Here is a 15,083-nt window from a genome sequence, read left to right on the forward strand (position 1 = left end):
ATTGGAGCGCTCCATGACCCAGACTAATCTGCGCAACGGCCCTGACGCCAACGGCCTGTTCGGCGCGTTTGGCGGCCGTTACGTCGCTGAAACCCTGATGCCACTGATCCTTGACCTGGCCCGCGAATACGAAGCGGCCAAGGAAGATCCGGCATTCAAGGAAGAGTTGGCGTACTTCCAGCGTGACTACGTCGGTCGTCCGAGCCCGCTCTATTTCGCCGAACGTCTGACCGAATTCTGTGGCGGCGCGAAGATTTACCTCAAGCGCGAAGAGCTGAACCACACTGGCGCGCACAAGATCAACAACTGCATCGGCCAGATCCTGTTGGCGCGACGCATGGGCAAGAAACGTATCATTGCCGAAACCGGCGCTGGCATGCACGGGGTGGCGACCGCGACCGTGGCTGCGCGTTTTGGCCTGGACTGCGTGATCTACATGGGCACCACCGACATCGAACGCCAGCAGGCCAACGTGTTCCGCATGAAGCTGTTGGGCGCTGAAGTGATTCCGGTCGTGGCCGGCACCGGCACCCTGAAGGATGCGATGAACGAAGCCCTGCGCGACTGGGTGACCAACGTCGACAACACCTTCTACCTGATCGGCACCGTGGCCGGTCCACACCCTTACCCGGCAATGGTCCGCGACTTCCAGGCCGTAATCGGCAAGGAAACCCGTGACCAGCTGCAAGCCCAGGAAGGCCGCCTGCCGGACAGCCTGGTGGCGTGCATCGGTGGTGGTTCCAATGCCATGGGCCTGTTCCACCCGTTCCTGGATGACAAGAGCGTGGAGATCATCGGCGTGGAAGCGGCTGGCCACGGCATCGAGACCGGCAAGCACGCGGCCAGCCTGAACGGCGGCGTACCGGGTGTGCTGCACGGCAACCGGACCTTCCTGCTGCAGGACGACGATGGCCAGATCATCGACGCCCACTCGATCTCCGCTGGCCTGGACTACCCGGGCATCGGCCCGGAACACGCCTGGTTGCATGACATCGGCCGTGTCCAGTACACCTCGGTGACCGACGACGAAGCGCTCGCTGCATTCCACCAGTGCTGCCGTCTGGAAGGGATCATTCCTGCCCTGGAAAGCGCCCATGCCCTGGCTGAAGTGTTCAAGCGCGCGCCAACGCTGCCGAAGGATCACCTGATGGTGGTCAACCTGTCGGGCCGCGGGGACAAAGACATGCAGACCGTGATGCACCACATGGAACACTCTCAACACGAGCAATCCAAGCAGGAGAAACACTGATGAGCCGCCTGCAAACGCGTTTTGTCGAACTCAAGGAACAGAACCGCGCCGCCCTGGTGACCTTCGTCACCGCCGGCGACCCGGAATACGACACCTCCCTGGCGATCCTCAAGGGTTTGCCAGCCGCTGGCGCCGACGTGATCGAATTGGGCATGCCTTTCACCGATCCGATGGCCGACGGCCCGGCGATCCAGCTCGCCAACATTCGCGCGCTGGCAGCCAAGCAGAACCTGGCGAAAACCCTGCAAATGGTGCGTGAGTTCCGCAAGGACAACAACGAGACGCCACTCGTGCTGATGGGGTACTTCAACCCGATCCACAAGTACGGTGTACCGCGTTTCATCACCGATGCAAAAGAGGCCGGTGTCGATGGCCTGATCGTGGTGGACATGCCGCCCGAGCATAACGGTGAATTGTGCGACCCGGCCCAGGCCGCCGGTCTCGATTTCATTCGCCTGACTACCCCGACCACTGACGATGTGCGTCTGCCAACAGTCCTTAATGGCAGCTCCGGGTTTGTTTACTACGTATCGGTGGCCGGTGTGACCGGTGCTGGCGCAGCAACCCTGGAACACGTCGAAGAAGCGGTCACTCGCCTGCGCCGTCACACCGATCTGCCGATCAGCATCGGTTTCGGCATTCGCACGCCAGAGCAAGCGGCGTCCATCGCGCGCCTGGCGGATGGTGTGGTGGTGGGTTCGGCATTGATCGATCACATCGCCAATGCCACGACGCCGGAACAGGCGATCGATGGTGTGCTGAGCCTGTGCTCGGCATTGGCCGATGGCGTGCGTAAGGCCCGCGTCAGCTAACCGAACAGTTGCCATACAGAGGAATCAGACCCTCTCGTCACAGTTTGATCAGCAAGACCGAGGGCTTCAGTACCCTGTTCTGAAGCCCTTTTGCTTTTTTAGCCTCAAGGCAATTGAAGACCACCTGCTGCCTTGTGCAATTTACGCAGATGCTCCCCGATCTGTTTCACGTTGGCTTCGTTGGCCGCCATTTCGGCTGCGCGGTCTGGATCGAGCAGGGCCCGGACTTCCTTGTCCAGATCCCCGGTCAGTGCCTGAAGCTGCTTCTGCCGCAGGCTGGTCTCCGATTCCAGGCGTTGCCATTCAGCAGGTTGTGGCAAACCATACCCGCCGCTGCCGAGTAATTCCGCCGGACGACTGAGGAAACCGCTGTTATCGAGAATTTGCCTCAGTGTCGCGTTGGCTTTGTCCATTCCACCGTTTTTCAGCTCACGGGCACCCAGATAACGTTGTTTGACCTCGTCCTGGGCCAGTAGCAACTGCTGGCGATAGCTTGCCTGTTCCAGCAAGAGCAATGCCGCGCTGGTGCGCAAATCTGCCTGATCGAACCATTGGCGGCGTTGTGCGGCGGTCAGGGACAGCCAGTCTTCGACCTTCTCCTGTTTGATCGGTAGCTGTTTTCTCAATACCTCGAACATTGCTTGATAGCGATCGCGGAAAGAGTCAAAGCGATAGCCCAGGCGAAGCGCCTCACGTGGATCGTCCAGCACGCTGGTATCCGCCAGCCCGCGCCCCTTGAGCACCTCCAGCAAACCATTGGGCATGATGTTGTCCAGGGCAACCAGTTTTGAGTTGTTGGTGCCGCCCCGCAATAACTTCAGCTCTTCGACAGCGCAGTTGTTCGACAGGAAGAAGTAGTTGCCGTCATAACTCCAGTGCATCTCTGCGGCACGCTCCACCACGTTTTCAATCTCGTCACGTGACAGCTTCAGCGGCACGGAGGCGAGGCTGCGCAGCTCGGTCTTGGTGTACTCGTCGATCACCTGGGCCAGCGGCAACACGAACAGGCGTGAGGGGTATTTACCCACCAGTCCATCCCAGCTCGATAGCTGCACGTCGCCCACGAACGCACGGTAGGACAACACCAGGTGCTGGTCCAGGTCGAGGCGACAATCCGGCCCGCGTGGCCGTCCGGGTGCACAGATCACCAGGCGCAACATGCTGTGGCCCCAACGGCTGACCCAGTTCTGATTGGCCTCTGCCAGTAGATAATCGACGGAGTAGACCCGCTCCGGATCGACCTGGCCCAAAGGCGTCTTGGCAAAGTCATTGCCGGCGTTGAGGAAGGCGAAGGTCTTGCCGCAATCGTTCTTGGCCGCCGGTGCCCAGCCGAAACGCTCCTTGTAGTAGCGGTACAGCGCAGGGCGACGACAGGCGTAGCTCGGGTCGAGGAGGAAATACTCCATGTTGACCGCGACGAATTCCTTGGGGCTGCTGGTCTCGTAGATATCCGGGCTGCGGGCGATCTGGCGGTTGTGCTGTTCGCGCTCGCCCCGACGGCCAACATACTGTTGCCAGCCAGCAAGGTCGAGCAGGCGCGGATCATCGCTGAAAGTAAAGCGTCTATCGGACTGCCCACGGCATTGATCGGGAATACCGATCAGCCCTGAACTGCCGGCGCGTTGGGTGCAGCGCTGGATCAGCGTGCGTTCCGCGTTTGGCCAAAGGCGCGAGCGATCATAAATATGGGTCAGCTCATGCAGCACCGTGGCGAGCATTTCCCGGCGTACAGTGCCATGGGGGCGATAGGTTTTCTTGGTGGCGGCGCTGCCATCGGTGAGGCTCGCCAACAAATTGCGATTCAGATCGAGTTCGGAAACCAGCGACGCCTGACCGTAGGCATCGCTGCGCATATTATCGGTCCAGCCGACGTCGATACGCCGGTCAAGCTGCTCGACGAACCGTGGCGGCAATGCCTGCATGGCTTCATCAAGCAAAGCCTGGCTGGCCCGCTGTTGCGCGGGGCTAAGGCCTTCGGTCTTGAGGTGTAGTTCGAGGTCGGCGTGGGCCGTGCTGCCAAACAGCAGCAGGGCCCCGGCCAACAGCCAGGAAGCTGGAGACCTCACAGTGCGAGGATGGCTTCGGCGAGATCCTGATCACTGGCATCGCGGGCTTCAGGAACGCGAGTGCGCAACAAATTGAGAGCAGATTCCAGATGTGCACCACGAATATCGCCGTTGCTGGCGACGAAACTGGCGGCATCGTCCTGGGCTTCACGGACGATTTTAGAGTCGCGGATCGACGTCGTGGTGTCGGAAGTGAAATCCAGTGTGCGCTGGGTGGCACGAATAAGGATGTTGCTGGTGGCAACCAGGGTTTGGGCCTGGGCCACATCAGCCAACAACAATAGGCCAAGGGTGGCGACAATCAGCGGGTTACGCATGGAACGACTCCGGAGAAACATGGGATAACTATTGGACGAGAATTGCTTGTGCCAGTTCAAGGTCACTGGCATGAAGTTTTGGCTGGGCCTGGCGCAGGTAATCCAAGGCCGACTCCAGTCGTGCGCCTCTCATTCGACCATCACTGGCGATGAATACCGCGGCATCATCCCGGGCGGCGAGCAGTTTATGGTCGAAGGGGGCGGAGGTCACCAGGCTTGAAGCATAACTGCTGGCCACAACGCCCTGGGTAGACAGGTTGAACGCGTCGAAGGCATGGACAACCCCCGAGTAACTGGCCGCTAGAAATACTGGAGCAATCAGCAGGTTTGAAAGAAAACGCATGAGACTCGATAGTTGAAAGTGAGTCCCAAGGCTAGCGCACGGCCCGGGCTAGAGCCAGTGCTGAAACATTGGGACACGTCACCCGTGTCCCACATCAGGTAAACGCTTAGATGGTCAGGATTGCCTGGGCCAACTGTGCGTCTGTTGCGTTCAGCTGTGGAGCCTGATGACGAATGTGGTCAAGTGCACTTTCCAGTTTCACCCCGCGGATGCTGCCTTCGCTGGCGACGAAGCTGGCGGCGTCGTCACGGGCCGCGAGCACGATTTTGTCATCCTTGAACGAGGACGTGACATCGGAGGTTGCGTCGGAGGTGGCCTTGAGTGCATTGACGACGGCATCGGTGGTCACGATGAAGCTGGTGGCGTGGGCATTGGCCGCGACGGCAAGCAGGGCTGCAGCGCTGAGCAGACGAAGACGGGACATGGTGTAACTCCTTTGGATAAGACGATAAAGGTGGTGCAGTGTCTGGTGATTCAGACACCAGGCACTCGGGGGTGGCGCCACGTTCTGACTTGATATTAGGCCTTAGCAGGTCGTTTCGAACAGCCTATAAGAGAAAAGGTTGCTAAAAATCGGTTCGAGCGGTTGATCGTCGATTGCAAACTGTATCGGTATAATCTTCAAATACGAAAACTGTACCTGTTTGCGCATTGATATCACCTGAAACGACAAAGCCCGTCGTGGAATCCCACGACGGGCTTTGTTTGTGCAATTCGGGTTGCTGGCGGTGGACCCTGCGGGTCAGAGCCAGCGACGCTAACTTAGCGCCAGAACGGCTTGCTCAGCTCTTCATAGCGTTGTGCTTCGCTAATCCCGGCGTCAGCCAGCAGACGCGAATCCAGGCGAGCCAGTTGGTGGCGGCTGGAGATGCGGCGCTGCCACAGCATCAGGTTGGCGATAACGCGCAAAGGCATGGAAGCCTGGGTTTTTGCAGCAGTGTCTTCGAAGAACAGATCGGAACTGAGTGTACGTTCCATGGTTTTCATCCTTCCGCTTGTGGCGGGATTAGGTAGTGGCTTAACTGGTGCCCATGATCCTCTTGTTTGCCTAGCCTCTGTAGATACAGTTCACCTGTATTGTGAGAGCTCAGTTAACTGTTTATAGGGGGTGTACTGGTCGAAAATGAGGCAACTGTACCTGTCTGCGCTATTATGGTGCGATTTTGCTGATTTTCATGAGAGAGGTAGGAAAATTCGGTAGGAAATGACCGGTACAGCAGTACAGTTTCTGTCAGATTTTGAAGTAACAACAGCGAGCTGACGAAACTGTGTTTGCGTCAGCTGCCATCTGTATCAATCAAACAGCGATCATTCTCCCGGTTTCTTCCAGGTTCATGTGCCAGCTCAGTGCATCGCGCAGGATATGGGGGGTGTGTCCGCCGATGGCGCAGGCGGCCGTGAAGTAGTCGTTCAGTGCCTCGCGATAATCCGGGTGTACGCAATTGTCGATGATGACGCGTGCCCGCTCCCGGGGTGCCAGGCCGCGCAGGTCCGCCAGGCCGACTTCGGTGACGAGGATGTCGACATCATGTTCGGTATGGTCAACGTGGCTGACCATCGGCACCACGCTGGAAATCGCCCCGCCCTTGGCGATCGACTTGGTGACGAAAATCGCCAGGTGCGCATTACGCGCGAAGTCGCCCGAGCCGCCAATGCCGTTCATCATCCGCGTGCCGCAGACATGGGTGGAGTTGACGTTGCCATAGATATCGAATTCAAGGGCGGTGTTGATGCCGATGATGCCGAGACGGCGGACCACTTCCGGGTGGTTGGAGATTTCCTGAGGTCGCAGCACCAGCTTGTCCTTATAACGCTCCAGGTTGCCGAATACGTCAGCGTTGCGGCGGCTCGACAAGGTGATCGAACTGCCAGAGGCAAAACTCAGCTTGCCGGCATCGATCAAGTCGAACGTCGAGTCCTGAAGCACCTCGGAGTACATGGTCAGGTCTTCGAATGGCGAATCGATCAAACCACACATCACTGAGTTGGCGATGGTGCCGATCCCGGCTTGCAGTGGGCCGAGCTTGTTGGTCATGCGTCCCGCGTCGACCTCTTGCTTGAAGAAGTCGATCAGATGATCGGCGATCGCCTGGGTATCCACGTCCGGGGGCAGCACGGTGGACGGCGAGTCAGACTGATTGGTGACCACGATCGCGACGATCTTTTCCGGTGGAATCGGGATGGCGGTGCTGCCAATGCGATCGTCGACCTTGACCAAGGGAATCGGCGTACGGGTCGGACGATAGGTCGGTATATAGATGTCGTGCAGACCTTCGAGGTTGGGGTTGTGCGCCAGATTGATCTCGACGATCACGTGCTTGGCGAAAATCGCGAAGCTGGCCGAGTTCCCCACGGAAGTGGTCGGCACGATATGGCCTTGCTCGGTAATGGCCACGGCTTCGATCACCGCGATGTCCGGCAGCTTCAGTTGCTGGTTGCGCAGTTGCTCGACGGTTTCCGAAAGGTGCTGGTCAATGAACATCACATCGCCAGCGTTGATCGCCTTGCGCAAGGTGCTGTCCACCTGGAACGGCATGCGTCGTGACAATACGCCAGCTTCGGTGAGCTGTTTGTCGAGGTCGTTGCCCAGGCTGGCGCCGGTCATCAGGCTGATCTTCAGCGGGGTGACTTTGGCCCGTTCGGCCAGTGCGTGGGGCACGGCCTTGGCTTCGCCGGCGCGGGTGAAGCCGCTCATGCCGACGGTCATGCCGTCCTCAATCAGAGCGGCAGCCTCGGCGGCGCTCATCACTTTATCCAACAACGAAGGCAGGCGAATACGGTCACGGTACATGGATTGTTATCTCGGGCAACGGGTAGCAGGACATGCAGTCTAGTGAATTTCACGGCGCTGTGTCCCGCTACCAAGGTCGCAAACGAGGTGTCTATTCCGGTGCTTTCAGACAAAACACCGTTACCGTTTCGGTAACAACGCGACGGTTTGGCCATTGATTATCGCAAACAAAAACGCCCCGACGAGTCGGGGCGTTTTGGTACTGCGAAACGGTCTTACTCGACGGCTTTAACCATGTCTTCGATGACTTTCTTGGCGTCGCCGAAGACCATCATGGTTTTGTCAAGGTAGAACAGTTCGTTGTCCAGGCCGGCGTAGCCGCTGGCCATCGAGCGCTTGTTGACGATGATGGTCTTGGCCTTGAACGCTTCGAGGATCGGCATACCGGCAATCGGCGATTTCGGATCGTTCTTCGCGGCCGGGTTGACCACATCGTTCGCGCCCAGCACCAGCACCACGTCGGCCTGGCCGAACTCGGAGTTGATGTCGTCCATCTCGAACACCTGGTCGTAAGGCACTTCAGCCTCGGCCAGCAGTACGTTCATGTGGCCAGGCATACGACCGGCAACCGGGTGGATCGCGTACTTCACGGTCACACCACGGTGGGTCAGCTTCTCGGTCAGTTCCTTCAGCGCATGCTGGGCACGGGCTACCGCCAGGCCGTAGCCCGGAACGATGATCACGGTGTCGGCGTTGGTCAGCAGGAAGGTTGCATCGTCAGCCGAACCGGATTTCACCGGACGCGCTTCTTTCGAGCCTGCAGGGCCTGCGTCTGCCGTGTTGCCGAAACCGCCGAGCAATACGTTGAAGAACGAGCGGTTCATCGCCTTGCACATGATGTACGAGAGGATCGCACCGGACGAACCTACCAGCGAACCGGCGATGATCAGCATCGAGTTGTTCAGCGAGAAGCCGATACCTGCTGCCGCCCAACCGGAGTAGCTGTTGAGCATGGACACCACGACCGGCATGTCGGCACCGCCGATCGGGATGATGATCAGCACGCCAAGCACGAAGGCCAGCGCCAGCATCACGGCGAAAGCGGTGTAGTCGCCGGTGAGCATGAAGGTCACGCCCAGGGCCAGTGTGGCCAGGCCCAGCAGCAGGTTCAGCTTGTGCTGACCGCCAAACTGTACCGGCGCGCCTTGGAACAGGCGGAACTTGTACTTGCCCGCCAGTTTACCGAAGGCAATGACCGAGCCGGAGAAGGTGATCGCACCGATGGCAGCGCCCAGGAAAAGCTCCAGGCGGTTACCGGCCGGAATCGCATCGCCGAGGTTCTGGACGATGCCCAGCGACTGTGGCTCGACCACGGCGGCCACGGCGATGAACACCGCAGCCAGGCCGATCATGCTGTGCATGAAGGCGACCAGTTCGGGCATCTTGGTCATTTCAACGCGTTTGGCCATGATCGTACCGACAGTGCCGCCGATCAGCAGGCCGACGATCACGTAGACGATACCGTCGTGGGCCAGCTCGGCGCCCAGCTTGTAGATCAGGCCAACCGTGGTGAGGATCGCCAGGCCCATGCCAAGCATGCCGAACAGGTTGCCGCGACGCGACGTGGTTGGGTGCGAGAGTCCCTTGAGCGCCTGGATGAAGCAGACCGAGGCGATCAAATACAGGGAAGTAACCAGGTTCATGCTCATGCTTGCTGCACCTCAGCCTTGATTGCTTCGGCCTTGGCTGCCGGAGCTTTTGCTGGAGCCGCTTTCTTCTTGAACATTTCCAGCATGCGCCGGGTAACCAGGAAGCCACCGAACACGTTGACCGCAGCCAGGGCCACGGCGAGGGTGCCCATGGTCTTGCCCAGTGGGGTCACGGTGAGGGCGGCAGCCAGCATGGCGCCGACGATGACGATGGCCGAGATCGCGTTGGTCACGGCCATCAGGGGGGTGTGCAGTGCAGGGGTCACGTTCCAGACCACGTGGTAGCCGACATAGATGGCCAGCACGAAGATGATCAGGTTGTAGACACCGTGAGAGATCAGCATGTCTTCCATTGTTTTTATCCTCAGCCGTTCTTGCGCACGATCTGGCCGTCGCGGCACATCAGGCACGCGGCGACGATATCGTCTTCAAGGTTGATCACCAGTTGTCCTTCTTTATCGAACAACAGTTTCATGAAGTCCAGCAGGTTGCGTGCATACAGTGCCGAGGCGTCGGCAGCGACTGCGGCCGCCAGGTTGGTCGGGCCAACGATGGTTACGCCATTCTCGACAACCACCTGGTCGGCCACGGTCAGCGGGCAGTTACCGCCTTGGGCAGCCGCCAGGTCGATGACCACCGAGCCCGGTTTCATCTGGGCCACGGTCTCTGCGCTGAGCAGCGTCGGCGCCTTGCGACCCGGAATCAGCGCCGTGGTAATGACGATGTCGGCCTGTTTGGCGCGTTCGTGCACGGCCACGGCCTGGCGCTGCATCCAGCTGGCCGGCATCGGGCGAGCGTAGCCGCCGACACCGACGGCGCATTCGCGCTCTTCGTCGGTCTCGTAAGGTACGTCGACGAACTTGGCGCCCAGGGATTCGATCTGTTCTTTTACCGCCGGACGCACGTCAGACGCTTCGATCACCGCACCCAGGCGCTTGGCCGTAGCGATGGCCTGCAGCCCGGCAACACCGGCGCCGAGAATCAGCACCCGCGCCGCTTTCACGGTGCCCGCGGCGGTCATCAGCATCGGCATGAAGCGCGGATAGTGATGAGCGGCCAGCAACACGGCTTTATAGCCGGCGATGTTGGCTTGCGAGGACAGCACGTCCAGGCTCTGTGCGCGAGAGGTGCGAGGAGCAGCCTCCAAGGCAAAGGCAGTAATGCCGCACTCAGCCATCTTGGCGATGGTTTCGTTGTTGAACGGATTGAGCATCCCCACCACAACGGTGCCGCTCTTAATCAGCGCAAGCTCGCTGTCGCTGGGGGCGACCACCTTCAAAATCAGCTCTGCACCAAACGCCTCGCTGGCACTGCCAATGGCCGCGCCTGCGGCTTCATAGGCACTGTCGACAACACTGGCATTGATGCCGGCGCCGCTTTGTACAGTGACCTTGTGACCCTGGCCGATCAGCTTCTTGATGGTTTCGGGGGTTGCAGCAACCCGTGTTTCACCGGTCTGGGTTTCGAGAGGAACACCAATGTGCACGTCAAATCTCCTGCGTGATCTTATTGAGTAAACCCATGCACTACGGATGGTGCGGCTGGGGCGGCCGATCAGCACGACCCCGCCAAATTCAGGCGGGGCGCGGCATTTTGCAGGCGAACTTTGTGCCCTTACAAGGGATTATGACGGGTGACGGAAAATTAACTACAAGTCACCCCGTGACCGAATGTCGCAACCAAACGGCTCAATCCCTTCTAGGCCGTGCCTTTCGGGCATTTTGGCGCAAATCCAACAATTTACACATCGGCCATATGAATGATGCGGAATCGACCTGGAATAGTGGCGCAAAGCCGCGTTTTCAGGCGCTTGTGGCACGTTTGTACTGCTTTCTCGTACAGTTTCTCTCTATGCGACATATACTTATATCTGTAGGGTTTTCATTTTTTTGACTACGAGGTCAGATAAGTTCTGCAGGCCTTTATCCTTCTAGGCTGTAGCCATGGGCCTGATTTACCAGCCAGTCCCGAAAAGCCCTCAAAGACGCCGATTCGACCTTTCTCTCCGGAATCATCAGGTAATAGGCCTTGATGCTGGAGAGCGCCTGCGGGCTGGCGATCACCAGGCGAGCCTCGGCCAATTCGCGCTGAATCAGAAATGGCGGGATCAGTGCAATCCCCATGTCGTGCATCGCCGCCTGGGCCAGCATGGAGAATAGCTCGTAGCGCGGCCCTGTCATGTCGCGAGGGACGTTCAGGTGCTGAGAGTCGAACCATTGGCGCCAGGCGTAGGGGCGGGTGGTCTGTTGCAGAAGGGGAAGGTCGGCGATTTCAGCGGCTGTCAGGGCATTTTTTTGGCCCAATAGGTTGGGGCTGCACACGGGCATCGGATTTTCGCCCATCAGCCTGTGGGATTCAGTACCCGACCAATCCGCATCACCGAAGTAGATCGCCGCGTCGAAATCGGTGTCGGCAAACAGAAACGGCCGTGTGCGGTTGGTCAGGTTGACTGTTACTTCCGGGTGTTTCTGTTGAAAGTCCTTGAGCCTGGGCAGCAGCCACTGGGTCCCGAACGTTGGAACTACGGCCAGTTCTATGACGTTGGTCCCCTGTTGGCCCATCACGGACAAGGTGTCGCGCTCAACCGCATCGAGTTGGGTGGCAACTCGGCGACTGTAGGAAAGACCCGCCTCCGTCAGCTTGACCCCGCGTCGGGAGCGTCGGAACAGTTCCACGCCCAGGAACTCCTCGAGGCTGGCGATCTGTCGGCAAATTGCCCCTTGGGTCAGCGAAAGCTCCTGGGCTGCCTTGGTAAAGCTTTCATGGCGGGCGGCGGCCTCAAAGCTGATCAGGGCCGTTGTGCTGGGTATTTTCCTGCGCATGTACGTCAACCTCACTAATAAGTCGCCTCAATTGGCTTTTGCGACGTCTCGGAGTGAGAAATTAGCACAACAGTATGCGAAATCCTCGTTTGCCCAGACAGCGAACCCGGCCTAGGATCACTCCACGTTATTTGACCTGTTTCGAGAGGACACACTCATGGCCGGTAAAGCTAGCTTCAACTGGATCGATCCCCTGCTGCTGGATCAACAGCTCACCGAAGAAGAGCGCATGATCCGCGACACCGCTGCGCAGTTCGCTCAGCAGAGTCTCGCACCGCGTGTGCTCGAAGCCTTCCGCCATGAAAAGACCGATCCGGCGATCTTCCGTGAAATGGGCGAAGTGGGCCTGCTGGGCGCAACCATTCCCGAGCAGTACGGCGGCAGCGGCCTGAACTACGTCAGCTACGGTTTGATTGCGCGTGAAGTCGAGCGCGTCGACTCCGGCTACCGCTCGATGATGAGCGTGCAATCCTCGTTGGTAATGGTGCCGATCAATGAATTCGGTACTGAAGCCCAGAAACAGAAATACCTGCCAAAACTGGCGTCGGGCGAGTGGATCGGCTGCTTTGGCCTGACCGAGCCAAACCATGGCTCCGATCCGGGTGCAATGATCACCCGTGCACGGAAAGTGGAAGGCGGCTATAGCCTGACCGGCAACAAGATGTGGATCACCAACAGCCCAATCGCCGACGTATTCGTGGTTTGGGGCAAGGACGATGCCGGCGACATCCGCGGCTTCGTTCTGGAGAAGGGCTGGAAAGGCCTTAGCGCTCCGGCGATTCACGGCAAGGTTGGCCTGCGGGCATCGATCACCGGTGAGATCGTCATGGACAACGTGTTCGTTCCGGAAGAAAACATCTTCCCTGACGTCCGTGGCCTGAAAGGTCCTTTCACCTGCTTGAATTCGGCCCGTTACGGCATCTCCTGGGGAGCGCTGGGCGCCGCTGAGTTCTGCTGGCACACCGCTCGCCAATACACCCTGGATCGTCAACAGTTCGGTCGCCCATTGGCCGCTACCCAGTTGATCCAGAAGAAGCTGGCTGACATGCAGACCGAAATCACCCTGGCGCTGCAAGGCTGCCTGCGTCTGGGTCGCATGAAGGACGAAGGCACTGCCGCGGTTGAAATTACCTCGATGATGAAGCGCAATTCCTGCGGCAAGTCCCTGGATATCGCTCGCATGGCCCGTGACATGCTGGGTGGTAACGGTATCTCGGATGAGTTCGGGGTTGCTCGTCATCTGGTCAACCTGGAAGTGGTGAATACCTATGAGGGTACGCATGACGTCCACGCGCTGATCCTCGGTCGCGCACAGACCGGCATCCAGGCGTTCTATTAATAGGAGAACGTCATGGGCGCGCTTTCACATCTACGGGTACTGGATTTATCGCGGGTGTTGGCTGGGCCATGGTCCGGCCAGATCCTCGCCGACCTTGGCGCCGAGGTGATCAAGGTCGAGCGTCCGGGCAATGGCGATGACACGCGCGCCTGGGGCCCTCCGTTCCTCAAGGACGCCTATGGCGAGAACACCAGCGAGGCTGCCTATTACTTGTCGGCCAACCGCAACAAGCAATCGGTCACCATCGACTTCACGCGTCCAGAGGGGCAGAAGCTGGTGCGTGACTTGGCGGCCAAGTCGGACATTCTCATCGAGAATTTCAAGGTCGGCGGTCTGGCGGCCTACGGTCTGGACTATGAGTCGCTGAAAGCGATCAATCCTGATCTGATTTATTGCTCGATCACCGGGTTTGGGCAAACCGGTCCTTACGCCAAGCGCGCAGGTTATGACTTCATGATCCAGGGCCTTGGCGGCCTGATGAGCCTGACGGGTCGACCTGAGGGCGAAGAAGGTGCGGGGCCGGTCAAGGTGGGTGTGGCGCTGACGGATATCCTCACCGGGCTGTATTCCACTGTGGCTATCCTGGCCGCGCTTGCGCATCGAGACCACGATGGTGGTGGGCAGCATATCGATATGGCATTGCTGGATGTTCAGGTCGCCTGTTTGGCCAATCAGGCCATGAACTACCTGACAACGGGCAATGCGCCAAAGCGCCTGGGTAATGCACACCCGAACATCGTGCCTTATCAGGACTTCCCTACGGCTGATGGCGACTTCATCCTGACGGTCGGGAATGACGGGCAGTTTCGCAAGTTTGCCGAAGTGGCGGGGCAGCCCCAGTGGGCGGACGATCCGCGTTTTGCGACCAACAAATTGCGGGTGGCAAACCGGGCGGTGCTGATCCCCCTGATCCGTCAGGCTACGGTGTTCAAGACTACCGCCGAATGGGTTGCTCAGTTGGAACAGGCCGGTGTGCCGTGTGGCCCCATCAATGACCTGGCGCAGATGTTTGAAGATCCCCAGGTCAAGGCGCGCGGGTTGGCCATCGAGTTGCCTCACGTGCTGGCTGGCATGGTGCCTCAGGTGGCCAGTCCTATACGGTTGTCCAAAACGCCAGTGGAGTATCGGTATGCACCGCCTTTACTGGGCGAGCATACGCTGGAGATTTTGCAGCGGGTGCTGAATCTGGATGCTGGGGCCGTGTCTGCACTCAAGGCTTCGGGAGTTCTCTGAACGGGCTCTTCTATATAGAGGAGAGTTTGTCTCCTCTATACAGGGTTCAATCGGGGCATTTTGGTGCTTGCTGCAAGTTATTGAAAGAAAAGCGGAATCAATGCTTGACGGCAGATTCTGGAAGCCTATAATTCGCCCCACTTCCGGCGCAGTCGAAACGGAAAACTCCTTGGTAAACAATGAGTTACGAAGTTTTCGGCAGCAGGTTGCTTCAGTTCATCGAAGCGCCAAGGAGTTGAAAAAGAGGTGTTGACAGCAGCGTGTAACGCTGTAGAATTCGCCTCCCGCTGATGAGAGATCTGAAGCGCAAGTGGTTGAAGTTGTTAAGGTTTCCTTGAAAACTTCTGAAAAATATCACTTGACAGCAAATGAGGCTGCTGTAGAATGCGCGCCTCGGTTGAGACGAAAGATCTTAACCAACCGCTCTTTAACAACTGAATCAAGCAATTCGTGTGGGTGCTT

At 58.7% G+C, this 15,083-nt stretch carries 14 protein-coding genes; 4 read left to right on the top strand and 10 right to left on the bottom strand.

What is annotated here, in order from left to right; all coding sequences use genetic code 11:
- The first annotated feature begins 13 nt into the window (after positions 1–13).
- The gene (gene trpB, locus QLG10_RS01510; protein WP_188263289.1) at positions 14–1,249 is read left to right on the top strand and encodes a tryptophan synthase subunit beta; all 1,236 of its coding nucleotides are present in this window, start codon (positions 14–16) and stop codon (positions 1,247–1,249) included.
- Complete coding sequence (gene trpA / locus QLG10_RS01515) at positions 1,249–2,061, top strand: tryptophan synthase subunit alpha (RefSeq protein WP_110748559.1); 813 nt, start codon at positions 1,249–1,251, stop codon at positions 2,059–2,061. Before trpB ends, trpA begins: the two co-directional genes overlap by 1 nt.
- Before the next feature lie 104 nt (positions 2,062–2,165).
- On the opposite strand, the gene QLG10_RS01520 is transcribed toward trpA, so the two are convergent.
- From QLG10_RS01520 to QLG10_RS01565, 10 genes are all read right to left on the bottom strand, one after another.
- Complete coding sequence (locus QLG10_RS01520) at positions 2,166–4,127, bottom strand: DUF4105 domain-containing protein (RefSeq protein WP_282485298.1); 1,962 nt, start codon at positions 4,125–4,127, stop codon at positions 2,166–2,168.
- On the bottom strand, positions 4,124–4,444 hold the full coding sequence (locus QLG10_RS01525) for a DUF2388 domain-containing protein (protein WP_020798084.1): 321 nt from the start codon (positions 4,442–4,444) through the stop codon (positions 4,124–4,126). The genes QLG10_RS01520 and QLG10_RS01525 overlap by 4 nt, the downstream gene beginning before the upstream one ends.
- A gap of 28 nt (positions 4,445–4,472) precedes the next feature.
- Complete coding sequence (locus QLG10_RS01530) at positions 4,473–4,787, bottom strand: DUF2388 domain-containing protein (protein WP_110748565.1); 315 nt, start codon at positions 4,785–4,787, stop codon at positions 4,473–4,475.
- Between the two features lie 106 nt (positions 4,788–4,893).
- Entirely contained in the window at positions 4,894–5,211 is a 318-nt protein-coding gene (locus QLG10_RS01535; protein WP_110748568.1) for a DUF2388 domain-containing protein, read from the bottom strand.
- A 338-nt stretch (positions 5,212–5,549) separates the two neighbouring features.
- Entirely contained in the window at positions 5,550–5,765 is a 216-nt protein-coding gene (locus QLG10_RS01540; RefSeq protein ID WP_007947887.1) for a DUF1127 domain-containing protein, read from the bottom strand.
- 319 nt (positions 5,766–6,084) lie between these two features.
- On the bottom strand, positions 6,085–7,578 hold the full coding sequence (locus QLG10_RS01545; RefSeq protein ID WP_110748570.1) for an acetyl-CoA hydrolase/transferase family protein: 1,494 nt from the start codon (positions 7,576–7,578) through the stop codon (positions 6,085–6,087).
- A gap of 215 nt (positions 7,579–7,793) precedes the next feature.
- Complete coding sequence (locus tag QLG10_RS01550; RefSeq protein ID WP_083349961.1) at positions 7,794–9,227, bottom strand: NAD(P)(+) transhydrogenase (Re/Si-specific) subunit beta; 1,434 nt, start codon at positions 9,225–9,227, stop codon at positions 7,794–7,796.
- Entirely contained in the window at positions 9,224–9,580 is a 357-nt protein-coding gene (locus tag QLG10_RS01555; protein WP_282485299.1) for an NAD(P) transhydrogenase subunit alpha, read from the bottom strand. Before QLG10_RS01555 ends, QLG10_RS01550 begins: the two co-directional genes overlap by 4 nt.
- An 11-nt stretch (positions 9,581–9,591) precedes the next feature.
- Positions 9,592–10,713 (bottom strand): Re/Si-specific NAD(P)(+) transhydrogenase subunit alpha, encoded by a 1,122-nt coding sequence (locus tag QLG10_RS01560; RefSeq protein WP_110748572.1) that lies wholly within the window; start codon positions 10,711–10,713, stop codon positions 9,592–9,594.
- Between the two features lie 436 nt (positions 10,714–11,149).
- The gene (locus QLG10_RS01565; RefSeq protein WP_110748575.1) at positions 11,150–12,049 is read right to left on the bottom strand and encodes a LysR family transcriptional regulator; all 900 of its coding nucleotides are present in this window, start codon (positions 12,047–12,049) and stop codon (positions 11,150–11,152) included.
- Positions 12,050–12,206: 157 nt separating this feature from the next.
- On the opposite strand from QLG10_RS01565, the gene QLG10_RS01570 reads away from it, so the two are divergent.
- The gene (locus QLG10_RS01570; protein WP_110748578.1) at positions 12,207–13,388 is read left to right on the top strand and encodes an acyl-CoA dehydrogenase; all 1,182 of its coding nucleotides are present in this window, start codon (positions 12,207–12,209) and stop codon (positions 13,386–13,388) included.
- 12 nt (positions 13,389–13,400) lie between these two features.
- On the top strand, positions 13,401–14,621 hold the full coding sequence (locus QLG10_RS01575; RefSeq protein WP_110748581.1) for a CaiB/BaiF CoA-transferase family protein: 1,221 nt from the start codon (positions 13,401–13,403) through the stop codon (positions 14,619–14,621).
- Positions 14,622–15,083 lie beyond the last annotated feature (462 nt).

Source organism: Pseudomonas sp. V98_8, assembly GCF_029967975.1.
Lineage (GTDB): Bacteria > Pseudomonadota > Gammaproteobacteria > Pseudomonadales > Pseudomonadaceae > Aquipseudomonas > Aquipseudomonas umsongensis.